Below are 20,954 nucleotides of genomic sequence, written 5' to 3'. Positions count from 1 at the left end.
ATTCGCGGGGCAAGCCCGCTCCTACAGGGATTGGTGTAGGAGCGGGCTTGCCCCGCGAAGAGGCCAGTACAGGCAACCTCAAACCTTCAACTGCGGCTCGTCCTTTTTCTGCCCACGCGTCCTGATCAGCGACACCACCACCCCACCCAGCAACAACCCGAACGTCACCCCCAGCGACAGCAACGCCGGCACCTTGCCGACCATGCCGTGGTAGAAGATCTTGCAGCCAATGAAGATCAGCACCAACGCCAGCGCATACTTCAGGTACACGAAGCGGTGCATCAGCGCCGACAGGGCGAAGTACAGCGAGCGCAGGCCGAGGATGGCGAAGATATTCGAGGTATAAACGATGAACGGGTCCTGGGTAATGGCGAAGATCGCCGGCACGCTGTCGACGGCAAACACCAGGTCGGCCAGTTCGATCAGTACCAGGGCCAGGAACAGCGGGGTGGCATAGCGCAGGGCCTTGCTCTGCCCTGGCGGGGTAAGGCGCACGAAGAAGTGCGAGCCATGGAGCTGGTCGGTGACCCGCAGGTGCCGGCGGACGAATTTGAGGATCGGGTTGTTGGCAAGGTCCGGCTGGCTGTCTTCCTTGGACAGGGCCATTTTCACCCCGGTGAACAGCAGGAACGCGCCGAAGATATACAGTACCCATTCAAAGTTCTGCACCAACGCCGCGCCCACGCCAATCATGATCGCCCGCAGGATCACCACGCCGAGGATGCCCCAGAACAGCACGCGGTGCTGGTAGCGGCGGGGAATGGCGAAGAAGCCGAAAATCATTGCCATCACGAACACGTTGTCCATCGACAACGACTGCTCGACCAGGAAACCGGTATAGAACTCCAGCGCCGACTGCGCGCCCAGCTGATACCAGACCCATACGCCGAACAGCACGCCAACGCTGAAATAGCCCGAGTACAACAGCAGGCTTTCGCGCATTTCGATCTCGCGGTCCTGGCGGTGCAGTATGCCCAGGTCCAGTACCAGCAAGCCGATGACGACCGCCATGAAAACCAGCCACAACCAAGTGCTGGTGCCGAGAAACGGTGTGGTGAGAAATGCTTGCAGAGCTGTCATGAGCCCCTCCTGATCGATCGACGTGGCTGCCCGTGATGTGGCAGCAGTGATCCGACATCACGGCGTGGCAGCCGTCAGAGGGGCCCGGTATCACATGGGCTGAGACTAGCCCCGTTTGCCTGTGATGCCGAGGATTGAGCTGTTACATTTCTTTGCCCGAATGCAACAAGCCGGCCCACGAGGGGGCCGGCCTGGCCGTACGCAATCGGTCAGCGGTGACGGTGGCGGCGGTGCTTCTTGCTGCTGTTGCTGTCACCCAGGTGGTTGCCGATGGCGCCACCTGCTGCACCGCCGAGGCCGGCGCCGATGGTCGAGCCGGCCTTGCCGCCGACGCTGCCGCCCAGCAGCGAACCGCCGGCCGAGCCCAGGCCACCGCCGATGGCGGCTTCGGTGCGGTTGCCCTTGCGCGCGCCTACGGCGCTGCCGGCTGCACCGCCGACACCGGCACCGATGGCGGCGCCGGTGCGGCCACCGAGTTGCTGGCCGACCACGTTGCCCAGAACACCACCCAGGCCACCACCGATGGCGGCGGTACCGTCACCGGCGAAAGCGCCTTGGCACAGCAGCAGGCCAAGGGCGAGGGAAGGTAGAGTCAGACGCATGTTAGAAACCTCGAAGGAGTCATCAGGTTGAATGCCGCACGGTCGGGCGGCGGGTCAGGGGGGTAAAGACGCCTCAGCGCCCGTAACGGTCACCGCGCCACTGACGATCATCGTCATCGCGCCAGCCGCCGTCATCACGGTAATGATGGTGATAGCAGCCCGACAGGAGCAGCACGGTGGCCGTCAGCGCAAGGCCGGCAAAGCGAGTCTTCACAATATAGGTCCTTGATCCGCAAAGGTTTACGGGACACATCCTGAGACTGGAAACGATCCATTTGGTTTCCTAGCCGCGCAATATTTTGTCGGGCCAAGGATGAATGGCGCTCTGGCAGCTGCGCGCTGTGCCTGGCCAATGCTAGAGTCGCGTTCTTTTTTTGCCCCGAGGATGGAACATGCGAGCAATTCTGCCGATGGCTGCGGCGCTGGTGTTGGTTGGTTGCGCGAGCGCGGCCATGGACACGGCGCGCGCCGGCAAACCGACCGCGCAGCTCGATTCGCGCAAGGCGCCGGAGCTGGTTGCCCAGTGCATTCAGTTCAGCTGGCAGAAGGAGGACGTGTTCGGCGATGACGCCAGTGGCTACCTGAAGCCGCGCAAGCAGGGCGGGTTGACGGTGTATACCCGCGAGGCCGAGTCGTTCGTCGACGTGTACCCACAGGCGGGCGGAACCCACGTGGATTACTACGCGCAGAAGAACGATGGCGTGGCCTTGCAGCGCCGGGCTGCAGCGGCGACCTGCCTGTAACGGCGGCCAGCAATTATAGATAACCCTGTAGGAGCGGGCTTGACCCGCGAAGCAGGCGGCGCGGTGCGTGGCACCGGCTTCGCCGGTGTTCGCGGGGCAAGCCCGCTCCTACAAGGGGATGGCGGCGCGGCTGCTGGCCTGCGCCACCTCGCTCAGGACAGGTAGCCACCGTCCACGTTGAGCGCCGTGCCGGTGGTATAGCTGGACGCATCACTGGCCAGGTACAGCACCGCCCCGGCCATTTCCGAAGGGTCTGCCACGCGCTTTAGTGGAATCTGCTGCAGCGCGGTTTTGAGGATCGCTTCGTTCTTCACCAGCGCCGAGGCGAACTTGGTGTCGGTCAGGCCCGGCAGCAGGGCGTTGCAGCGAATGCCAAACGCTGCGCACTCCTTGGCGAACACCTTGGTCATGTTGATCACCGCCGCCTTGGTCACCGAATAGATGCCCTGGAAGTGCCCCGGCGACACGCCATTGATCGAAGCCACGTTGATGATGCTGCCGCCACCCCCTTCGCGCATCAGCTTGCCGGCTTCCACCGACATGAAGAAGTAACCGCGGATGTTGACGTCGACGGTCTTCTGGAACGCCCCCGGGTCGGTGTCCAGCACGTTGCAGAACTGCGGGTTGGTGGCGGCGTTGTTGACCAGGATGTCCAGGCGCCCGAACTGTTCGCGGATGCCGGCGAACACCTGCTGGATCTGTTCCAGCTCACCGATGTGGCAGGCAACCGGGGTTGCCTTGCCGCCGGCGGCGATGATTGCCTCGGCCACGTGCTGGCAGCCGTCGAGCTTGCGGCTGGAGACGATCACATGGGCCCCCTGCTGGGCCAGCAGGTGGGCGATGGCTTCACCGATACCGCGGCTGGCGCCGGAGACGAAGGCGATCTTGCCGTCGAGGTCGAACAGGTGGGTCTTGGACATGCTGTTTTCCTTGTTGTCTGGCATCAAAGGGGAGATCTGCCGATGACCTGCAGGCTCATCTGCTCCAGCAAGCGGTTCATGTGGATGAACTGGGCGAAGCGTTTGTCCTGGGTCTGGCCGTGGTAGAAGCGGTAGTAGATCTGCTGCACGATGCCGGCCAGGCGGAACAGGCCATAGCAATAGTAGTAATCGAAGTTTTCCAGTTCGATACCTGCGCGCTCGGCGTAATAGGCGACGAACTCGGCACGGGTGAGCATGCCCGGGGCGTTGCTCGGTTGGCGCCGCATCAATTGCACCGGGGCCGGGTCGCTGGCCTCGATCCAGTACGCCAGGCTGTTGCCCAGGTCCATCAGCGGGTCGCCAAGGGTGGCCATCTCCCAGTCCAGTACACCGATGATGCGCATGGGGTTGTTGGCATCGAGAATCACGTTATCGAAGCGGTAGTCGTTGTGCACGATGCCTGGGCGCGGGTGGTCGGCGGGCATTTTCGCGTGGAGCCAGGCCACTACCTGCTCCCAGCGCGGTGCATCGGGGGTCAGGGCCTTTTCGTAGCGGCTGGCCCAGCCTTCGACCTGGCGCTGCACATAGCCTTGTGGCTTGCCCAGGTCGGCCAGGCCGCAGGCCTCGTAGTCGACCTGGTGCAGTTCAACCAGCCGGTCGATGAAGCTTTTGCACAGGGCCTCGGTGCGTGCAGGGTCCAGGCCCAGCTCGGCAGGAATGTCCGAGCGCAGGATGATGCCATTCACCCGTTCCATCACATAGAACTCGCCGCCGATCAGCGAGGTGTTGGTGCAATGGGCATAGGCCTTGGGGCAGTAAGGGAAGCCATGGTTGAGCTGGTTGAGGATGCGAAATTCGCGGCCCATGTCGTGGGCCGACTTGGCCTTCTGGCCGAACGGTGGCCGGCGCAGCACGAACTCGCGCTCCGGGTAGCTCACCAGATACGTGAGGTTGGAGGCGCCACCTGGAAACTGGCTGATGCGCGGCTGGCCGCTCAGGCCGGCGATGGTGGCCTTGAGGTAAGGATCGATGACGGCCGCGTCGAGTTCTTCGCCGGGGCGTACCTGGGTGGACTGGTCGGTGAGCGTCATGCGTTTTCCTTATTTTCTGTCGCAACGACTATTGGCTAATCTAATGGCCTTGCCTGCTTGGAACAAGCGTGCCAGGGCCATATAGGCAAGGGTGTTGCCGGTCGATCACTGCCCCGAATGCCGGGCAAAAAAAACCGAAGCCACTCAGGCTTCGGTTTTTCGTGCTCGCGTGCTGCCCGCCACTCAGGAAGGGAACAGCTCGCTGAGTTTCATCGACAGCATCATGTCGCCTTCGACGCGCAGCTTGCCGCCCATGAAGGCCTGCATGCCGTCGGTTTCACCGCTGACGATACCCTTGAGGGTTTCGCTGTCCATTACCAGGGTGCAGTTGGCATCCGGGTTTTCGCCTTCCTGCAGGTCGCAGGTGCCGTCCTTGACGATCAGCGCGTAGTGCTTGTTTTCGTCGGTGATGTTGAAGCCGAACACCAGGTCCAGGCCAGCGGCTGCGGATGGGTTGAACTTCTCTTGCATCTTTTTCACGGCATCAGCTACGGAGGTCATGGTGCATTCCTTATAGAGTGGTATTCATATCCCCGCAGGGACAAAACAGGCCGGGCTCAACGGTAGGTGATGAGCTCCGGCGCCCTCAACAGTTGCACGTGGGCTTGGCTGTTGAAGGAAGCCAGGGCCACGTCGCGGCCGCGGAACTTCAGCTGGCTGAGCGACGTGTTGATGATTTGCCAGTTCAGCGCAAAGGCCTGACTGGGGGTGATGCCGGTGACCAGGTGGAGCAGGGCGGCAATGGTGCCACCGGAGGTAAAGACGGCGATGTTGTCGCCACTGCCGGCGGCGTCCAGCAGCCGCTGCAAGCCGGCCTGTACCCGGGCGGTGAATACCTGCCAGGTTTCCAGGCCATCGCCTGGGTGCTCGCCGGCATGCCAGCGCTGCACCATCAAGGCGAACAGGCGCTGGAACTCGCCACGGTTCTGTGCGCCGTTGCGCAGGATGTCGCGGGCCTGGGGCTCATCCTCAAGCAAGGCCGGCAACAGGGCGCGGATCACGCCGTCGGCATCGAACTCGTTGAAGGCTGCGTCAGTCTCAATGGGCGGAATCGCGCAGCCTTCGTGCTGCAGGGCTTGCAGGGCCAGCAGCGCGGTATCCTGCTGACGACGCAGGTCACCCGCCACGCAGCGGTCCAGTTGCAGGCCAAGCCGGGCCAGGTGTTCGCCCAGTGCCTGGCTCTGGCGCACGCCCACTGGCGACAGGACGTCGTAGTCGTCAGCGCCGAAAGAGGCTTGGCCATGGCGGATCAGGTAGAGGTTGCCCACGGAGGTATCCGGCTTTGGAGGTTGCTGCGAGGTTAGGATGCCCCACACAGGCTGTCAACGAAAAAACATACAAGCGTTTGAAAAGGTTGTTTGAACTGTGTTGCCAGCGTTTACCTCGGCTGGCGAGGGCACGGGCGCACCGGTATGCTTGGTTCAGTTTCGCGCCGAACGGGCGCAGGTTATTAAGGAGTCAACGTGGAGTTTCTTGCCGAATACGCAAGCTTTCTCGCTAAAACCGCCACTTTGGTGATTGCCATTCTGGTGGTGTTGTCGGCCATTGCCGGGCTGCGCGGCAAGGGCCGACGCAAGGCCGGTGGCCAATTGCAGGTCACGCGCTTGAATACGTTCTATAAAGAGCTGCGCGAGCGCCTGGAAAGCGGCCTGTTCGACAAGGCCGAGCTCAAGGCCCTGCGCAAGCAGCAGGCCAAGGAGCAAAAGCAGCAGAAAAAGGCCAAGGCCGACGAAAAGAGCCGGGTGTTCGTGCTCGACTTCGATGGCGATATCAAGGCATCGGCCACCGAGAGCCTGCGCAACGAAATCACCGCGTTGCTCACCCTTGCCACGCCGCGTGATGAAGTGGTGCTGCGCCTGGAGAGCGGGGGAGGCCTGGTGCACAGCTATGGCCTGGCTGCTTCCCAGCTTGCGCGTATTCGCCAGGCCGGTATTCCGTTGACGGTGTGCATCGACAAGGTTGCCGCCAGCGGTGGTTACATGATGGCCTGTATCGGCGAGAAGATCGTCAGTGCGCCGTTCGCCGTCCTCGGCTCGATTGGCGTGGTGGCCCAGTTGCCCAACGTCAACCGCCTGCTGAAAAAGCACGACATCGATTTCGAGGTGCTGACGGCCGGAGAATACAAGCGCACCCTGACCGTGTTCGGCGAGAACACCGAGAAGGGCCGGGAGAAATTCCAGGAAGACCTGGACATCACCCACCAGCTGTTCAAGGATTTCGTTTCCCGCTACCGCCCGCAGTTGCACATCGACGAAGTGGCCACCGGTGAAGTCTGGCTCGGCGTCGCTGCGCTGAACCGCAAGCTGGTGGACGCGCTGCAGACCAGCGACGAATACCTCAGCGACCGCGCCCGCACGGCCAACCTGTTCCACCTGCACTATGCCGAGCGCAAGAGTTTGCAGGAGCGCATCGGCATGGCGGCCAGCGGTACGCTGGAGAACACCGTGGTCGGTTTGTGGAGTAAACTCAGCCGCTGGCGCTAACACCTTGAGCCCGTTGAAATTTTTTTTCATTCAGGGGGTTGCAAGGTGAAACGAATGCGGACATAATGGCGCCCATCGAAACGCAGCAAACTTTGAAAAAGGTTCAGCGTTTCAAGGAGATAGCAAAGCGCAAGCAGCTAGATCCAACCTTTGAGGCCGAGTAGCAAAGTGGTTATGCTCCGGATTGCAAATCCGTCTACGCCGGTTCGATTCCGACCTCGGCCTCCACCATTCGAAAGCCCCGCAGATTAACGTCTGCGGGGTTTTTCTTTGGGCCATAGAAAACCTGATCGTTTCCGCATCAGCCCCCCACTTGGTCGGAATGACCACTGCCTCCACCTGGTGATCGCGCTGGCCATCGCCGGCTCACGAATTGCGCTTTGGTCGAAGTAGTAGCGTGGGCTCGTGCTCAGCAGGAACAGATACTCATTTTATATGGATTCTGGACATCACACCGACGCTCATTGGTCGCGCTCGCCAACCATTCGCGGAGGTGATCATTCATGTGGGTTCTCCTTGCATATATGGAGAGATTTAGCTTATGGCTAATTTTCGAGCGGAAATGATTTAGCTTTGCGCACATTTAGCATCGAGCTAAACGCTGGCATTCTTCGCGCCATGGATATCTACGAGATTCGCAAGCACAACCTGGTCAAGCTGATCGGCAGCCAGAGAAAGGGATCCTGCGCAGAGCGCTGGGGGATGGCACCTGCGCACCTCAGCCAGATCCTGTCCGACAAGACGGCGAAGAATCTGGGCGACGACGTAGCGCGCCGGATTGAGGAAGTTGAGGGATTGCCGAGAGGCTGGTTCGACTCAATCCCTTCTGGTGTCGAAGCGCAGCTGCAGAGCGAAGCCGCGGACAGCAAGCTGTCGGCTGCTGACCTGGTAAAACAGATGCTCGCGAAAAGCGGAAAAGGAATCCCTGAGGAGACCCGTCAGCGACTGCTGGCCGCGGCCGAGGAGCCAGCCTCTGTGATCAATCCGGTCGACAGCGGCGTCGTAAAGGCGGATTTCAACCGACCAGGCCTGGTTGGTGATGAGGTGTGGATCGCTCACTACGACGTGCGCGGCGCAATGGGTGGCGGGGAGCAGACCCATGACTTCCCCGAGATGCTTCAGGATGTGCGGGTCAGCCCGCGGCACCTGCGCGAACTGGGCGTCGAGTTCAAAGAGCACTACCACCTGAAGCTGGTAACTGGCTGGGGCCAGTCGATGGCGCCCACGATCAAGAACCGCGACCCTCTCATCGTCGACGTCAGCATCCGCGGCTTTGCCGGCGACGGGATCTACTACTTCTCCTGGGGGGGGCACGAGTACATCAAACGGCTGCAGATCGCTGACGAAGAGTACTTCGAGATGATCTCGGACAACCCGAAGCACAAGGATCGGATGATTCGTCGGGAGGAGACGTACATCCAGGCCAAGGTGCTATTGGTTTGGAATGCTCACCTTGTGTAATGGCTCAGCCATGATCAACGCCCACTTCATACTCGAAACAGCCTGAACGACTGTGATGGACGGCAGGCCACAACTCAACACTAGGGATACGGAAATTCAATGAAAGGCCTCAAACTCGCTGCTCTGCTCGCCTGCGCAACTGCTGTATCAATGCTCACCGGCTGCGCGGCATCGGTCAAAAGCGGCGGAACCGATAAGCTGGTCATTCAAGAAGGCGCCAAGAAGAATCTGGTTGTCACGCTTGAAGGGACTGAGAAGGTCCAGCAGAACGAGGACTGGCTGCGCCTCAAGCAGGAGTGGAATGAGGCCCTGCGAGTCGAGGCCAGCCGGGCAGGCTTCAACCTGGCTGCGGAGAAAGCAGCCCAAGACGACATCAACGAGGCCGTCTGCGTCAGAATCAACGTCACAAACTTCCGATACTTGACGCCTGGCGCGCGCTACGGAGCGGGTGTGATGGTCGGCAATGCTTGGATCAATTCGAGCGCCGAGTACTCATACCTCAAATCCCAAAAACTGATTGGCACTCGAACTTACGATACTTCTTCCTCTGCCTGGGAGGGCGTGATGTCCGCCATGACCAAAGAGCAGGCCGAGGCTATTTCCCAGAAAATTATCAGTGACATTAAGACCGCTAAATCGAACTGACACTGCCTGAGGAAAGCCCGCACATTGCGGGCTTTTTTCTGCCCGTCAGAATGGCGCCTCCTCCTCCACTTCTACCTCACTATCCTCCTCAACGATGAAGTCGTCCCGCTCCTGAAGCGCGCTTCGCTCCCAGCGAACGGTCACCGTGCCGTCGTCATTGAACGTCAGGTCGAGCTCCGGTGTTTCAGCCAGGAGGCCTATGACCTCCTCCCATTCTGCCTCCCCGTCCGTGTCCAGGCGATGGATCGTCACCCAACGCTGCGTCTGCGCGATCGGGTGATTGATCATCGAGGATATGCGCAGCCCCAGCCGCTCTAGTCCAGTCATTTCCTGGCGCTGATTGGGCGCTGCTTTGTTCTGCTTGGACATAGATCACTTCCTTGTTGCTGTATATTCGTACAGTATTTTGGGAAAGCATAGCTCAGTGCTAAATCCGGCGTAAAGGGGGCCGGAAAGAAATCTTCTGCCAAGCGGGGGTTTTGCGCTCAGCGAAAATAATTTAGCTACTAGCTATTGACTAATTTTTAGCGCTTGGCTAAATTTCACCTCAAGCAGTCACCAACCAGGGACTGCCCAGGCCCTCACAGGCCGCCGCTCTTTAACAACTGAGTAGGTTTTCGCAGCTGAGATGCTGCGGGCCGCCTGTCCGGCAAGGACAGGGAGGGCCGATACAAAGGCTCTGTCTAAACCTAACCATCAAGCCGCTACGCCTTTACTGGGGACCGGCGATCTGATCTGACCTACCGCCTTGGGAGTGACTTGGGTGCTGGAAGGAAACGCAGGGAGAACCTGCGGCGGGTCGAGGGATACCGAACTGGCGAATGATCCAGAAATGCGTAACGAGATAGCAGCACAGAACGATTCACTGAAGCACCTGGGCGACCGAGTGCTTTGGGAATCCACTGGAGGAACACAAAATGCAACTGACTTTTGAATCCGCAGTGCAAGCCATCGCCCAGGCGCCGGTTTTGTAGTACCCGCAGAAAAGCAAAAGCCCCGAACTAATCGGGCCTTGTCATTTGTGCGGCGAGAAAAAGAGAGGGCGACTCCAGAGGGTGCTGTAACACCCAAGGGAGACGCCAGATCGCAGATCGTGCCTGCAAGCCAGCCAAGGCCCTCACTGCTCGCGCGAGCGGGGCGGAGCCTAGCAGAAAAACTTAAGGCTTTGCAGATGCTTAGAGATATTCGTTGCGGAAAATGCAACCGACTCCTCGCCCGTGCAGCAGGGGTTAACCAGCTCCAGATCAAGTGCTCCCGGTGTAGGACGATGAACCAAGTGACAGCAACAGACCGATATCAATCGCTCATAGTTGCTGGCGAGAAGTCTTCGCAGGCGTAATCCCGCCAAGATCAGTTATATCCAGAAAGCCTAGAGCTTCGAACTCATCGCCCATGAGCGATGAAAGAGCGACGTTGATCGCCTTTCATATTACTCATGAAAGGAAAAAACCATGGCGTTTAGTATTGTTCCCCTGAAAAATGAAGACGAAAACTTTTCGGGCGCACAAATTTCTTCTTCGAAACAAGGCTCGGGCTTTGTGGCCGAAAGTGGATTTCAGAAGCTGACTTTTAATGCATTTGGTAACGAGGATTACCCCAGTACGGTGACAGGCTATACGGTACTCAATGATGGTAGTGGCACTGCATCAGTATCAGTTGGCAGCGGTTTGTCGATTAACTACGTTGTACGTGAATTTCTCGAATTGCAAAACCCGTCACATAGGAATGCCCAAGTATCAGTCGTGGTAATGAGTAACAGCGGTGTTATGTTTACGAAGTCCTATTTTCTTAGGGCTTATGATGCTTTCGGGAATTGGACGGATACGCCTGAAACCGGCGTATATGTCGGTACTGGATTTTCAATTAGCCTGCCAAACCGTATGAATGGCCCCTATTTGGCTACCTTTCAGCAAACCGATGTTCATACTGTGAAGATTCAGGCATCAATTTCGCTAGCTCCAGATGGGTCCGCTCAGGTAGATGCTACTGCCAAAGTTAACTTCCCGGAGGAAGACAAAGCTGCTGACTTTACTACTCGAGAACGTCAGGCGATTGAGTCTGCGATGAGACAGCACGAAGGCAATACAAATCATATGTATCTTGATAGGGGTGGTAACGTCACAGTTGGTGTGGGGTTCATGCTGCCAAATGAAAGTGCGGCTGCTGAGTATCCGTTCCTTACTTCCGCTAATGGTCCTGCTACTGTTGAGCAGAAACGAGCCGAGTGGCGGAGTATTCATTCTTTGCCAACTAATTATGTGGCTGACTGGTATGAAAGTTACACGGATCTTTACCTGGCCAGCGAATTTATCGATTCTGAACTTGGGCATCTAATCGATGCAAGCTTTGTCAAGCTGGCTCGACTGTTTCCTGACATTGGGAAATATCCAGGTGCTGCACGCGTCGCTTTGCAAGATATGGTCTACAACGTGGGTGAGACCGGGCTGTCAACCGGTTTCCCTCGGCTCATGCAAGCCGTTAGCAACCAGGATTGGGCAACTGCAGCGGCCGAATCTCATCGAGCTATCCCAGACGAGAGTCGCAATGATGCTATTCGTAATCTATTCCTGAACGCGGCCGGGACAGGGGATTTCTGAGTCTTATTTTTTTGTTGGCAGCGTGGCTGTCATCTAATGAATGGCCACCAGTCTGGTGGCCATTCCTGTCCCAGAGTGACTATTGGATCCGACCGACTTTGGTTCTGGCACAGCGCGTAACGGCTACCGTATTTCTAGGTGGCTTCTTGTGGCTTCTTGTGGCTGCGCAAGTGGCTGTCTCGGGATGCTACTGACATGGCCATGGACACTGCTGACATCGGCGTCGTCCGACGCCTAAATGAATTACTCGACATTGAGCGCGAGACCCGGAAAGAAGCCGAGGCCCGCGCCGACCAATTCGCCAAGGAGCAAAACGACCTCGCAGCCACAGTTGGTCGCATGGAAGGTAAAATCGAGGCACTCAAGTGGCCAGCCTCACAGAGCGGGTTACGCTGCAGAGCGATGAGATAGCCCGCCTACGCATCAAGCTTGAAGGGACAACCTGATGGACCGATGCGCATTTGAATTCATCGCCCGCCGCTGGTGGCGCCGGGCAGAGGTAGCGAGTAAGGCGTCGAAGGCCGTGACCACCGGAACCCAGGCAGCTGATAAGGCTGGTGAGGCCTTAAGTCGGGTCATCCCATGATCATTGCACAGATCTTGATGCCGAAACTGATGAGCAGAAGCAAGTGTAGCTTGACGAAGAAATTGGCGTAACAGATGGGAATTGCGCTTTGCCTATATCTCGGCCACCATACCCTGATTGCTTACCTCAAGGATTGAGATCTATGAAAGGCGTATTAAAAGCGACTCTTCTCGGTGCTACTCTTGCTACGGGAGTTGCTCATGCTGATGTAGGCCGGGAAGAGGCTCTTGATGACGCGGTTCGTCAGTTCGCTGCGAAAATCGAAGCCGATTGGCAAAAGTGTTTGAGAGATCCGAACACTCGTACGACAGGGGATAGCGACGGTTGTCTGGCTGTAATGCTGCAGGCAGCCAATGAGGGCGTCAATCAGAAATATCAGAAAAAAATGGTCACCGCTAGGATCATGGCCGAACGTCCTGACGGGTTTGTGACCTATGATTTGGTTCCGACAATGCTCCAGGACTCTCAAGCGCAGTGGGAGAAATATGTTGAAACCGACTGCAAAGGAATAGGCGCAGAGAGTGCGTCTGGTACTGCTCGTGCGTCGTATGCCCTATTATGCAAATACAAGCACGCGCTCCACCGCCTTCGTGCGCTTGATGGGTGGTACTAGGCTCTGTCTGAAAAAAGCCGTCGCATACACCTACACCGTATGACACAAGCCAGCGAGACCATCGCAGCATAACTTTTTGCGAGCTTGTCGAAGCGCGTGACGATTCGGCGATTCTCTTTCAGCCAGCCAAACATGCGTTCAATGATGTTGCGCTGTCGGTATTTGGGCCGGTCGAACAGTCTGGGCAAGCCAGGCTTGGGCTTGCGCTTTATCGAGCGCAGCGACATTTGCAGTATGTGGCCTGTAGCCGCGCCGTTTCGCCGTTGTTTTGGAATCGATTTCGCCGCTGGCGTTGCACGGATAGGGCGCTTATGCAACGGTCTTGAAAACCGCTGACGACGGGTCAAAATCTGTTCCGCAACTCGATGCATACCCCTTGATTTTAAAGGGCTGCAGACGCTCTAGAATCAGGTTGGCGCGGAAACTAAAAGCTTGTAAGCTATTGAAATTAAAGAAAATTAATCGCGGATTGCAAATCCGTCTACGCCGGTTCGATTCCGACCTCGGCCTCCACCATTCGAAAGCCCCGCAACCCTTAAGGTTGCGGGGCTTTTTTAATGCCTGCGAATTGACCGCCAATGGTCAGTCCGGGCCCTGAAAAGAAAAACCCGCCAACCAGTGGCGGGTTCAAAAGAACGAGAGAAGCAGGGTTAGTGTGCCAAGGCCCTTGTCATCATTTCGTGAAAGGGCGTATCGCGAATTGCGCTCCTAGGGAGCGAATCGTAACTATCTGATTCGACTTATATTTTTGTAGGAGCGGGCTTGCCCCGCGAACACCGGCGAAGCCGGTGCCACGCACTGCGTCGCCTGCTTCGCGGGGCAAGCCCGCTCCTACAGGGGAATGCGGCGCTTGTAAACCAGGCAAAAAAAGCCCGCCATGAAGGCGGGCAACAAGCGTTTTGAAGGGAGAGCTTTCAGCCTGGGCCCGCCCGGTTAACCCAACATTAACGCCACCCATTGACCCCGCCCGCCGATCCGCCTATACAGGCGTGCCACGATTCCAGGAGCCACCATGCGCGACGAAGACGACCTGCACGAGCCCGAGCATGATCACCTGCTCGACCACGAATTCCTCGATGACGACTTCGAGCCAGAGGCCGACGCCCAGGGTGCCGAAGACGACGTCGAAGAGGACGAGGCGCTGTTCGATGACCTGGACGACGACGAGCCTGGTCACCCCGCCTGGCACGACGACCCGGACGACTGACTCAGCGCCCGTCGATCGAGTAGCGGCCCGGGCCGCTGACCGCCAGCACCAGCAGGCCGCCGAGGATGCTCATGTTTTTCAGGAACTGCGTCATGTTGGCGGCACGCTCAGGTTCGACCATGTTCCAGAAAGGGTGGCCAAGCAAGGCTGTGCCGAGCACGAACAAGGCGAACAGCAGCGCCAGCGGGCGGGTATAGAAACCCAGGATCAAGGCAATGGCGACGAAAAACTCCATGACAACCGCCACCGCCGCCGCCAGCATCGGTGCCGGTGCGCCCAGCGAGGTCATATAGCCCACCGTGCCCTCGAACCCGGTCAGCTTGGCCCAGCCGGAAATCAGGAAAAGGATCATCAGCAGCACGCGAGCAATCAGCAGAATGAAGTCGCGTTGACCATCGAGCAGGGAATAGCGCATGGCGGCGTTCCAGATGAGCGGTGACATGCTCAACTCTAGCAGTTGCGTTGGGGCTTGCAGGGAGCAGCTTGAAAGCGCCGCCCGCCAGGGGCGATGGGCTTTTGCAGGAGGGAGTCGTCAGGTGCCCACGGGGTGGACATGGTGCCCCGACCCGGACTCGAACCGGGACGTCTCGCGACGGCGCATTTTAAGTGCGATGTGTCTACCAATTTCACCATCGGGGCACGACGGCAAGTCGCGCATTAGACACCAAAAGCTTGCACAATTCAACGGTTTAGACGCTGTTCAGCGCTGCCGGGAAACCCCATGCTAGGCGCAGGCACCCGGCCATGGTGGGCTGTTTATAATCCATTGGTATAGCCCTGCAAGCTGTGGCGCCTATCCTCTACTCACTGAAGAGCAACCCCCAGTAATTGACACGCTGCTGTCATTACGCCACTGTTGCTCTTCTTGAATGGATCCAATGAGTGTGATGCCATGCCCCAGGCCGCTCCCCCTGCCGAAACCGGGCGCGTCGTTCGCCCGCGGCTGCGCTGGCGTCTGCTGTTGACCCTGGTACTGCTGCTGGGTGGGTTTCTGTATCTGACGCTGATGGCCCTGGGTGGCTACCTGCTGATGCTCGGCCTCGATGCCGCGAGCCCGCAGCCCCAGCGTTTGATGGCGCTGGGGGCAGGGGCGGGGGTGATGCTGGTGTGCCTGTGGCTGCTCAAGGTGGCCATGCCCCGGCGCTTGAGCCCCGCGCTGGTAGAGCCTGGAAACACATGATCCGGCGTTGGGCACACCCCTTCATGCGTGGGCTCGGCTAAGCTCAACTCGTCCCTTCCGCTGTGCCTGTGGAGCTTGCATGGTTTCAGCCGACCGCACCGAACACCCAAACATGCCCGCCAGCCGCTACGAGCAACTGGTGCAGTCGGTGGTGGATTACGCCATCTACATGCTCGACCCCAGCGGCCGAGTGGTGTCGTGGAACCCTGGCGCCGAACGGATCAAGGGCTACCGCGCCGAGGAGATCATCGGCCAGCACTTTTCCATGTTCTTCACCCCGCAGGATTGCGCCGACGGGCGCCCCGAGCGCCTGGTTCGCCAGGCCCTGGAGCAGGGCGTGGCGCAGGACGAAGGCTGGCGCGTGCGCAAGGATGGCACGCAGTTCTGGGCGCTGGCCGCGCTGGATGTGATTCGCGATGAACAAGGCCAGATCATCGGCCTGGCCAAGGTTACCCGTGACATTACCGACCGGCGCGAGTCGGCGCTGCAACTCGATGCCGTTCGTGCCCAGCTGTTCCAGGCACAGAAGCTCGAAGCCCTGGGGCAGCTCACCGGTGGCCTGGCGCACGACTTCAACAACATGCTCACCATCATCATCAGCTCGGCGCGCCTGGCCTTGGCCAGCCCAGACCCTGCTCGCGTGCGACGCATGATCGAGCATATTCTCGATGCCAGCCAACGTGGTACCGAGCTGACCCAGCAGTTGCTCACTTTCGCTCGCCACCGGCAGTTCGATGTTTCCCTGGTTGCACCCGCCGAGCTGGTTGCAGCCACGCGCAGCTTGCTCGAACACGCCCTGCCGCGTGATATCGCCTTGCTTGACGAGGTCCAGCCCGACCTGCCGCCAATCGAGGTGGATGCCGGGCAGTTGCAGATGGGCCTGCTGAACCTGTTGTTCAACGCCCGCGATGCCATTGGTGAACGCGGCACCATCCGTTTGGCGGCCGAGGCCGTGGAGCTGGCAGGCGAGGTGGACGGGCTCTGTGGCGCCTATGTGTGCTTCGAAGTGCGCGACAGCGGTGAAGGCATCGACCCGCAAGTGCTGCCGCGTATCTTCGAGCCGTTCTTCACCACCAAGGCCTTTGGCAAGGGCACAGGGCTTGGGCTGAGCCAGGTGTATGGTTTCGCCAAGCAAAGCAATGGCTCGATCAGCGTCGACAGCACGCCCGGCCAGGGCACCTGCATGCGCCTGTACCTGCCGACCCACCAGCCTGGCGCGCGAGCGCAACTCAACAGGTAGCCATCATGGTGCAAACACTCAAGCGGCTGGTCACGGGAATTGACGGGCTCGATGCGCTGCTCAAGGGCGGGCTGGTGGCGGGTGCTTCCTACATCGTTCAGGGGCCGCCGGGCGCCGGCAAGACCATCCTGGCCAACCAGCTGGCCTGCGGCCATGTGCGCCGCGGCGGCAGGGTGCTGGTGGCGACCTTGCTCAGCGAGTCCCATGAGCGGTTGTTCCAGTACCTGGCCACCCTCGAATTCTTCGACCCGGCCCTGGTGGGTGACCCGATCCAGTTCGTCAGCGCGTTCGACACCCTGGAGCAGGAAGGCCTGGAGGCCGTGGTGCGCTTGCTCCGCCAGGAAATCGCCCGGCAGCAGGCCAGCCTGCTGATTGTCGACGGCGTGCTCAATGCCCGGGTGCGGGCGGAAACGGCGCTGGACACCAAGAAATTCGTCTCCGAACTGCAAGGCCACGCGGCCTTCGCCGGTTGTACCGTGTTGCTGCTGACCAGCGCCCGGCTGGACGAAGGCAGCCCCGAACACACCATGGTCGATGGCGTGATCGAACTGGGCGAGCAACTAATCGGTAGCCGCGCCGTGCGCCATGTGCAGCTGCGCAAGACCCGTGGCAGCAGTGCGTTGTCCGGCCGCCACGAGTGCCTGATCGACGAGGCCGGGATGCACGTGTTTCCGCGCCTTGAGGCGCTGTACAGTCACCCCAGCCAGCTCGGTGGCGAGTCGTTGAACCGGGTCACCACTGGCGTGCAAACCCTGGATGAAATGCTCGACGGCGGCTTGGCCCAAGGCTCGGTCACGCTGCTGATGGGGCCCTCCGGCATTGGCAAGACCTCCCTGGGCCTGGCCTTTCTCGGCGCCGCCAGTGCCCAGGCGCCGGCCCTGCATTTCGGCTTCTATGAAACCCCCGGCAGGCTGCGCCTGAAGGCCGCCTCACTGGGTTACGATTTCGCAGCCCTGGAGCGCGAAGGCAGCCTGCAGCTGGCATGGCAACCCACCACCGAAGGGTTGCTCGACCAGGTTGGTGCGCGCTTGCTGGCCCAGGTCGAACAGCACGGCAGCAAGCGCGTACTCATCGACAGCCTCGGCGCTTTCAGCCGCCTGGCAGCGGACCCGGCGCGGCTCAATGCGTTCTTCCGCGCCTTGACCGGCGAATTGCGTGCGCGCCACGTCAGCGTGATGCTCACCTGGGAGATGCGGGACATTTTCGGCTCGGAAATCAGCGCGCCAGCCCCGGACCTGTCGAGCATCGTCGACAACCTCATGCTGATGCGTTTTGTAGAGCTCGATTCGCAATTGCGGCGCATGCTGTCGATTCTCAAGGTGCGCGACAGCCACCACGACCCGGCCCTTCATGAATTGCACATCGGGCCGCAAGGCATCAGCCTGCGCAAGGCATTCGAGGGTGCCTGCGGCGTGCTTTCCGGAACACCGGTGCCGCAAGGGGGTGGGTGACGGGGCGAACGATGAACACCATCCTGATCGTCGATGACGAATACCTGATTGTCGACATCCTCGGTTTTGCCTTGGAGGATGAAGGTTTTCTGGTCGAAAAAGCCAGCAACGGGCGCAGGGCGCTGGAAGCCCTCAGGGAAAAGCGCGTGGAGTTGGTGATCACTGACTACATGATGCCCATGCTCAATGGCGAAGAGTTGGTGATGGCGATTCGTGAGGAATTGCAACTGCACGACCTGCCGGTAATCCTCATGAGCGGCGCACAGGCCAGCCAAGGACGCCCGGAGCTATTCGCCGCGGTGTTCGACAAACCATTCGACATGGACAGCATGATCGCCAAGGTGCGTGAGTTGATCGGCACCTGAGCTTTAGCTTGCGGCGTGCGCCGGCCAGTGGATCAAGCGCGTCCGTGCGGCTTGAAGCAGGAAGCTCAGTGTTGATCGTCGTGCTTTTCCGGCGCCGGGCTGCCGGCCTGGATGCGCTTGAAGATCTCTTCACGGTGCACCTGAACATCCTTTGGTGCATCGATGCCAATCCTCACCTGCATCCCTTTTACGCCCAGAATGGTGACTTTGATGTCATCGTTGATGACGATGCTTTCGCCAACCTTACGGGTGAGTATCAGCATGTAGTTCTCCTTGGTGATATAGAAATCCGCCTGGCCAAGTGCCGCAGCGGTGGGAGCTTGTCCCTCTTCCTTCTCATTAAAGACGCTTTCACGGGTTAGTAATTCCCTTGAAGGTAAATTCTGTTGCGCCTCTTTAAGTGGCAGGTGCCGAGGTAAAGCGCCAACCGGGTGTTGGCGGTGGTGCTCGATGGCAAGAATAGGGGGGTTCGGCCTTTATGGGAAATTTCTCTGCATGATGGGGTAAATAGCGCGGCTCAATGATCGTCCTTTTCCTCCAGGGCCTGGAGAAACAACAGCAGTGTCACTTCCTCCTGGTCCAGGCCTTTGCGTACCCGGCGCCCTGGCAGTCCGGCCAGGCGCCCGAGGGCGTAGTGCTCCAGTACTGCTGGGTGGATGTAGCAGCGCCGGCACACCGCCGGGGTGTTGCCCAGGCGCGTGGCAACCTGCTTGACGATGGCGGCGACCTGGCGCTTGGCTTCGCTTTCCGGTTCCCATTGCAACGGCCTGAGCAGGCTCAACGCCAGGCTGCTGCCGGCCCAGGTGCGGTAGTCCTTGGCGGTGAAGTCGGCACCGGTGAGCTGCTGCAGGAACTGGTTCACCTCGCTGGAGCCGATGCTGTGGCGCTGGCCGTCTGCATCCAGGTACTGGAACAGCGTCTGCCCGGGCAGCTCCATGCAGCGCTTGAGCAGGTTGGCCAGGCGTCGGTCGCGCAGGGTGACATTGTGTTCGACGCCGCGTTTGCCACGGAACTGGAAGCGGATGGTGCTGCCTTGGACCGTGACGTGGCGGTTGCGCAAGGTGGTCAGGCCATAGGACTTGTTATCGCGCAGGTAACGTTGGTTGCCAACCCGGATCAGGGTGTGGTCGAGCAGGCTGACCACCAGCGCCATCACCTTCTCCCGGTCAAGCCCCGGGCGGGCCAGGTGCGTTTGCAGCTGCGCACGCAATTTCGGCAAGGCCTGGGCGAAGGCGAGCATGCGCCCGTACTTGTGCTGGTCGCGCAATTCGCGCCATTGCACGTGGTAGCGGTACTGCTTGCGCCCGCGTGCGTCACGCCCAGTGGCTTGCAAATGGCCCTGGGGGTCTGCGCAGATCCACACATCGGTGTAGGCCGGCGGGATCACCAGGGCGGCGATGCGCGCCAGCGTGTCGCGGTCGCGTACCCGCTGGCCTTGGGCATCGAGGTAGATGAAGCGGTCGCGCCAGCGCCGGCGACTCAGGCCTGGCTGGTTGTCGTCCACATAATGCAGGCTGGGGGGCAGCGGGCAGTCGAGCATCGGCGGCGGGCCTCGATCAGGTGACTGATCAGTGGACCGCAGCCAGGGGGATCTTGCTCAGCCGAGCAGCGCCACCGACTTGATCTGGGCGATCAGGGGCTGGCCCGGCTGCAGTGCGAGCTGGTCGGCCGAATAGCGCGTGATGCGCGCCAGCAGCGCATTGCCGCCGGCCTCAAGGCTTACCAGCACATGGGCCGGGTTGTCGGCCGGGCGTACTTCGCGCACCCGCACTGGCAGGCGGTTGAGGATGCTCGACGCACAGCCGGCGTCGAGCGCCAGGCTGACATCGCGGGCCTGCACCTTGACCCGCAAGGTGCTGCCCATGCTGTGCGCCGGGTGGGCGATGCGCAACTGCAGCCCGTCGCTGCCGGGCAGGCGCAGGTCGAGCAGGTCGTACTGCGGGTCGTGGCCAACCACCAGGCCTTCGAACACCACGCCGGCATCCTCGCCCTGGGCCAGCGACAGGTCCAGGCGGGCCAGGGTTTCGCCGATCGGCCCGCTGGCCATGGCCCGGCCTTGCTCCAGCAGCACCAGGTGGTCGGCCAGCCGCGCCACCTCGTCCTGGGCATGGCTGACATACACCAGCGGAATGTCCAGTTCGTCGTGCAGGCGTTCCAGGTAGGGCAGGATCTCGCGCTTGCGCGGCCCATCCAGGGCCGCCAGTGGCTCGTCCATCAACAGCAGCCGTGGGCTGCTGAGCAATGCCCGGGCGATACCCACGCGCTGCGCCTCGCCACCGGACAAGGTCGATGGCTTGCGCGCCAGCAGGTGGCTGATGCCCAGCAGCTCACTGGCCTGGTCGAGGCTGACCTTGCGCTCGGTTGGCGCAATCCGCCGCCAACCGAACTCCAGGTTGCCGCGCACCGAAAGGTGCGGGAACAGGCTGGCCTCCTGGAACACATAGCCCACTGGGCGCAGGTGGGGTGCCTGGAAGTAGCCGCGGGTGCTGTCTTCCCACACCTCGCCATTGACCTCGACGTAGGCACTGGCTGCGCGCTCCAGGCCGGCCAGGCAGCGCAGGCACGAGGTCTTGCCGGAACCGGAATGGCCGAACAGCGCGCTGATGCCGCGCCCGGGCAGTTGCAGGTCGACGTCCAGGGTGAAGTCGTCACGCGCCAGTTTCAGGCGCGCCACAATGGATCCGCTCATT

24 protein-coding genes, 2 tRNA genes and 1 pseudogene are annotated in these 20,954 nt (G+C 60.2%); 13 read left to right on the top strand and 14 right to left on the bottom strand.

Annotated features, from left to right (window positions below):
* Positions 1-78: 78 nt before the first annotated feature.
* From F3J44_RS11545 to F3J44_RS11535, 3 genes are all read right to left on the bottom strand, one after another.
* Complete coding sequence (locus tag F3J44_RS11545) at positions 79-1,080, bottom strand: TerC family protein (RefSeq protein ID WP_167272427.1); 1,002 nt, start codon at positions 1,078-1,080, stop codon at positions 79-81.
* 209 nt (positions 1,081-1,289) lie between these two features.
* Positions 1,290-1,682 carry a glycine zipper domain-containing protein gene (locus F3J44_RS11540; protein WP_167065123.1) on the bottom strand — a complete coding sequence of 131 codons (393 nt, stop codon included), beginning with the start codon at positions 1,680-1,682 and terminating at the stop codon, positions 1,290-1,292.
* Between the two features lie 73 nt (positions 1,683-1,755).
* Positions 1,756-1,896, bottom strand: coding sequence for a hypothetical protein (locus tag F3J44_RS11535; RefSeq protein ID WP_240158327.1), 141 nt, complete (start codon positions 1,894-1,896; stop codon positions 1,756-1,758).
* 178 nt (positions 1,897-2,074) lie between these two features.
* Here F3J44_RS11535 and F3J44_RS11530 point away from each other — a divergent pair, with 178 nt between their 5' ends.
* Positions 2,075-2,425: a hypothetical protein gene (locus F3J44_RS11530; protein ID WP_167272423.1), complete on the top strand. Its 351-nt coding sequence runs from the start codon at positions 2,075-2,077 to the stop codon at positions 2,423-2,425.
* A gap of 152 nt (positions 2,426-2,577) precedes the next feature.
* On the opposite strand, the gene F3J44_RS11525 is transcribed toward F3J44_RS11530, so the two are convergent.
* The 4 genes from F3J44_RS11525 to F3J44_RS11510 form a co-directional block, all read right to left on the bottom strand.
* Positions 2,578-3,345: an SDR family oxidoreductase gene (locus F3J44_RS11525; RefSeq protein ID WP_167065117.1), complete on the bottom strand. Its 768-nt coding sequence runs from the start codon at positions 3,343-3,345 to the stop codon at positions 2,578-2,580.
* Between the two features lie 23 nt (positions 3,346-3,368).
* Positions 3,369-4,436, bottom strand: a complete 1,068-nt coding sequence (locus tag F3J44_RS11520) for a phosphotransferase family protein (protein WP_167272421.1) — start codon at positions 4,434-4,436, stop codon at positions 3,369-3,371.
* 183 nt (positions 4,437-4,619) lie between these two features.
* A complete protein-coding gene (locus F3J44_RS11515; RefSeq protein WP_167065111.1) occupies positions 4,620-4,937 on the bottom strand; it encodes an SCP2 sterol-binding domain-containing protein in 318 nt (105 codons plus the stop codon).
* A 56-nt stretch (positions 4,938-4,993) separates the two neighbouring features.
* Positions 4,994-5,704: a histidine phosphatase family protein gene (locus tag F3J44_RS11510; protein WP_167272419.1), complete on the bottom strand. Its 711-nt coding sequence runs from the start codon at positions 5,702-5,704 to the stop codon at positions 4,994-4,996.
* Between the two features lie 195 nt (positions 5,705-5,899).
* Here F3J44_RS11510 and sohB point away from each other — a divergent pair, with 195 nt between their 5' ends.
* The 4 genes from sohB to F3J44_RS11490 all read left to right on the top strand — a co-directional run bounded on the left by sohB (position 5,900) and on the right by F3J44_RS11490 (position 9,025).
* Positions 5,900-6,919, top strand: a complete 1,020-nt coding sequence (sohB, locus tag F3J44_RS11505; RefSeq protein ID WP_167065105.1) for a protease SohB — start codon at positions 5,900-5,902, stop codon at positions 6,917-6,919.
* Between the two features lie 154 nt (positions 6,920-7,073).
* Positions 7,074-7,147 (top strand) — tRNA-Cys (locus F3J44_RS11500).
* Between the two features lie 390 nt (positions 7,148-7,537).
* Positions 7,538-8,380: a S24 family peptidase gene (locus F3J44_RS11495; protein ID WP_167272417.1), complete on the top strand. Its 843-nt coding sequence runs from the start codon at positions 7,538-7,540 to the stop codon at positions 8,378-8,380.
* Between the two features lie 99 nt (positions 8,381-8,479).
* Positions 8,480-9,025 carry a DUF4410 domain-containing protein gene (locus F3J44_RS11490; RefSeq protein ID WP_167272416.1) on the top strand — a complete coding sequence of 182 codons (546 nt, stop codon included), beginning with the start codon at positions 8,480-8,482 and terminating at the stop codon, positions 9,023-9,025.
* A 45-nt stretch (positions 9,026-9,070) separates the two neighbouring features.
* Here F3J44_RS11490 and F3J44_RS11485 read toward each other — a convergent pair whose 3' ends face one another.
* Positions 9,071-9,394 (bottom strand): DUF1654 domain-containing protein, encoded by a 324-nt coding sequence (locus F3J44_RS11485; RefSeq protein ID WP_167272414.1) that lies wholly within the window; start codon positions 9,392-9,394, stop codon positions 9,071-9,073.
* An 802-nt stretch (positions 9,395-10,196) separates the two neighbouring features.
* On the opposite strand from F3J44_RS11485, the gene F3J44_RS30360 reads away from it, so the two are divergent.
* From F3J44_RS30360 to F3J44_RS11465, 3 genes are all read left to right on the top strand, one after another.
* On the top strand, positions 10,197-10,364 hold the full coding sequence (locus F3J44_RS30360) for a Com family DNA-binding transcriptional regulator (RefSeq protein ID WP_167272412.1): 168 nt from the start codon (positions 10,197-10,199) through the stop codon (positions 10,362-10,364).
* Positions 10,365-10,476: 112 nt separating this feature from the next.
* The gene (locus F3J44_RS11475) at positions 10,477-11,622 is read left to right on the top strand and encodes a hypothetical protein (RefSeq protein ID WP_167272411.1); all 1,146 of its coding nucleotides are present in this window, start codon (positions 10,477-10,479) and stop codon (positions 11,620-11,622) included.
* A gap of 728 nt (positions 11,623-12,350) precedes the next feature.
* On the top strand, positions 12,351-12,821 hold the full coding sequence (locus F3J44_RS11465) for a lysozyme inhibitor LprI family protein (protein WP_167272409.1): 471 nt from the start codon (positions 12,351-12,353) through the stop codon (positions 12,819-12,821).
* Here F3J44_RS11465 and F3J44_RS11460 read toward each other — a convergent pair.
* Positions 12,818-13,042: pseudogene (locus tag F3J44_RS11460) on the bottom strand (transposase); the annotation flags it as partial. The gene F3J44_RS11465 and the pseudogene F3J44_RS11460 overlap by 4 nt on opposite strands.
* Positions 13,043-13,833: 791 nt before the next feature.
* On the opposite strand from F3J44_RS11460, the gene F3J44_RS11455 reads away from it, so the two are divergent.
* A complete protein-coding gene (locus tag F3J44_RS11455; protein ID WP_167065102.1) occupies positions 13,834-14,028 on the top strand; it encodes a hypothetical protein in 195 nt (64 codons plus the stop codon).
* A gap of 1 nt (position 14,029) precedes the next feature.
* Here F3J44_RS11455 and F3J44_RS11450 read toward each other — a convergent pair whose 3' ends face one another.
* Together F3J44_RS11450 and F3J44_RS11445 are read right to left on the bottom strand one after the other, a co-directional pair.
* Positions 14,030-14,470, bottom strand: a complete 441-nt coding sequence (locus F3J44_RS11450; RefSeq protein ID WP_370526397.1) for a DoxX family protein — start codon at positions 14,468-14,470, stop codon at positions 14,030-14,032.
* Between the two features lie 112 nt (positions 14,471-14,582).
* Positions 14,583-14,667, bottom strand: a tRNA-Leu gene (locus F3J44_RS11445).
* A 253-nt stretch (positions 14,668-14,920) separates the two neighbouring features.
* On the opposite strand from F3J44_RS11445, the gene F3J44_RS11440 reads away from it, so the two are divergent.
* The 4 genes from F3J44_RS11440 (at position 14,921) to F3J44_RS11425 (ending at position 18,264) form a co-directional block, all read left to right on the top strand.
* Entirely contained in the window at positions 14,921-15,208 is a 288-nt protein-coding gene (locus F3J44_RS11440) for a hypothetical protein (RefSeq protein ID WP_167272406.1), read from the top strand.
* 79 nt (positions 15,209-15,287) lie between these two features.
* Positions 15,288-16,448, top strand: a complete 1,161-nt coding sequence (locus F3J44_RS11435) for a nitrogen regulation protein NR(II) (protein WP_167272403.1) — start codon at positions 15,288-15,290, stop codon at positions 16,446-16,448.
* A 5-nt stretch (positions 16,449-16,453) separates the two neighbouring features.
* A complete protein-coding gene (locus F3J44_RS11430; protein WP_167272401.1) occupies positions 16,454-17,899 on the top strand; it encodes an ATPase domain-containing protein in 1,446 nt (481 codons plus the stop codon).
* An 11-nt stretch (positions 17,900-17,910) separates the two neighbouring features.
* Positions 17,911-18,264: a response regulator gene (locus F3J44_RS11425; protein WP_167272400.1), complete on the top strand. Its 354-nt coding sequence runs from the start codon at positions 17,911-17,913 to the stop codon at positions 18,262-18,264.
* 65 nt (positions 18,265-18,329) lie between these two features.
* Here the strand turns inward: F3J44_RS11425 and csrA are convergent, their stop codons facing one another.
* The 3 genes from csrA to modC all read right to left on the bottom strand — a co-directional run bounded on the left by csrA (position 18,330) and on the right by modC (position 20,953).
* Positions 18,330-18,527 (bottom strand): carbon storage regulator CsrA, encoded by a 198-nt coding sequence (gene csrA / locus F3J44_RS11420; RefSeq protein WP_012315047.1) that lies wholly within the window; start codon positions 18,525-18,527, stop codon positions 18,330-18,332.
* A gap of 254 nt (positions 18,528-18,781) precedes the next feature.
* Positions 18,782-19,804: a DNA topoisomerase IB gene (locus F3J44_RS11415; protein ID WP_167272398.1), complete on the bottom strand. Its 1,023-nt coding sequence runs from the start codon at positions 19,802-19,804 to the stop codon at positions 18,782-18,784.
* Positions 19,805-19,861: 57 nt separating this feature from the next.
* Positions 19,862-20,953: a molybdenum ABC transporter ATP-binding protein gene (gene modC, locus F3J44_RS11410; RefSeq protein ID WP_167272396.1), complete on the bottom strand. Its 1,092-nt coding sequence runs from the start codon at positions 20,951-20,953 to the stop codon at positions 19,862-19,864.
* Position 20,954 lies beyond the last annotated feature (1 nt).

The sequence above is a fragment of the Pantoea sp. Tr-811 genome, from assembly GCF_011752535.1.
Lineage (GTDB): Bacteria > Pseudomonadota > Gammaproteobacteria > Pseudomonadales > Pseudomonadaceae > Aquipseudomonas.
Note: the sequence above shows the minus strand (reverse complement) of the source record. Positions and strands in the feature narration are given on the sequence as shown.

Excerpts from the sequence above, each read along its gene's own strand:
- F3J44_RS11485 (WP_167272414.1), bottom strand. The coding sequence starts at position 9,394 with ATGTCCAAGCAGAACAAAGCAGCGCCCAATCAGCGCCAGGAAATGACT.
- F3J44_RS11545 (WP_167272427.1), bottom strand. The coding sequence starts at position 1,080 with ATGACAGCTCTGCAAGCATTTCTCACCACACCGTTTCTCGGCACCAGC.
- csrA (WP_012315047.1), bottom strand. The coding sequence starts at position 18,527 with ATGCTGATACTCACCCGTAAGGTTGGCGAAAGCATCGTCATCAACGAT.
- F3J44_RS11525 (WP_167065117.1), bottom strand. The coding sequence starts at position 3,345 with ATGTCCAAGACCCACCTGTTCGACCTCGACGGCAAGATCGCCTTCGTC.
- F3J44_RS11415 (WP_167272398.1), bottom strand. The coding sequence starts at position 19,804 with ATGCTCGACTGCCCGCTGCCCCCCAGCCTGCATTATGTGGACGACAAC.
- F3J44_RS11495 (WP_167272417.1), top strand. The coding sequence starts at position 7,538 with ATGGATATCTACGAGATTCGCAAGCACAACCTGGTCAAGCTGATCGGC.
- F3J44_RS11430 (WP_167272401.1), top strand. The coding sequence starts at position 16,454 with ATGGTGCAAACACTCAAGCGGCTGGTCACGGGAATTGACGGGCTCGAT.
- F3J44_RS11515 (WP_167065111.1), bottom strand. The coding sequence starts at position 4,937 with ATGACCTCCGTAGCTGATGCCGTGAAAAAGATGCAAGAGAAGTTCAAC.
- F3J44_RS11435 (WP_167272403.1), top strand. The coding sequence starts at position 15,288 with ATGGTTTCAGCCGACCGCACCGAACACCCAAACATGCCCGCCAGCCGC.
- F3J44_RS11465 (WP_167272409.1), top strand. The coding sequence starts at position 12,351 with ATGAAAGGCGTATTAAAAGCGACTCTTCTCGGTGCTACTCTTGCTACG.
- F3J44_RS11530 (WP_167272423.1), top strand. The coding sequence starts at position 2,075 with ATGCGAGCAATTCTGCCGATGGCTGCGGCGCTGGTGTTGGTTGGTTGC.
- F3J44_RS11540 (WP_167065123.1), bottom strand. The coding sequence starts at position 1,682 with ATGCGTCTGACTCTACCTTCCCTCGCCCTTGGCCTGCTGCTGTGCCAA.
- F3J44_RS11475 (WP_167272411.1), top strand. The coding sequence starts at position 10,477 with ATGGCGTTTAGTATTGTTCCCCTGAAAAATGAAGACGAAAACTTTTCG.
- F3J44_RS11520 (WP_167272421.1), bottom strand. The coding sequence starts at position 4,436 with ATGACGCTCACCGACCAGTCCACCCAGGTACGCCCCGGCGAAGAACTC.
- F3J44_RS11490 (WP_167272416.1), top strand. The coding sequence starts at position 8,480 with ATGAAAGGCCTCAAACTCGCTGCTCTGCTCGCCTGCGCAACTGCTGTA.
- modC (WP_167272396.1), bottom strand. The coding sequence starts at position 20,953 with ATGAGCGGATCCATTGTGGCGCGCCTGAAACTGGCGCGTGACGACTTC.
- F3J44_RS11425 (WP_167272400.1), top strand. The coding sequence starts at position 17,911 with ATGAACACCATCCTGATCGTCGATGACGAATACCTGATTGTCGACATC.
- F3J44_RS11450 (WP_370526397.1), bottom strand. The coding sequence starts at position 14,470 with ATGTCACCGCTCATCTGGAACGCCGCCATGCGCTATTCCCTGCTCGAT.
- F3J44_RS30360 (WP_167272412.1), top strand. The coding sequence starts at position 10,197 with ATGCTTAGAGATATTCGTTGCGGAAAATGCAACCGACTCCTCGCCCGT.
- F3J44_RS11440 (WP_167272406.1), top strand. The coding sequence starts at position 14,921 with ATGCCCCAGGCCGCTCCCCCTGCCGAAACCGGGCGCGTCGTTCGCCCG.
- F3J44_RS11455 (WP_167065102.1), top strand. The coding sequence starts at position 13,834 with ATGCGCGACGAAGACGACCTGCACGAGCCCGAGCATGATCACCTGCTC.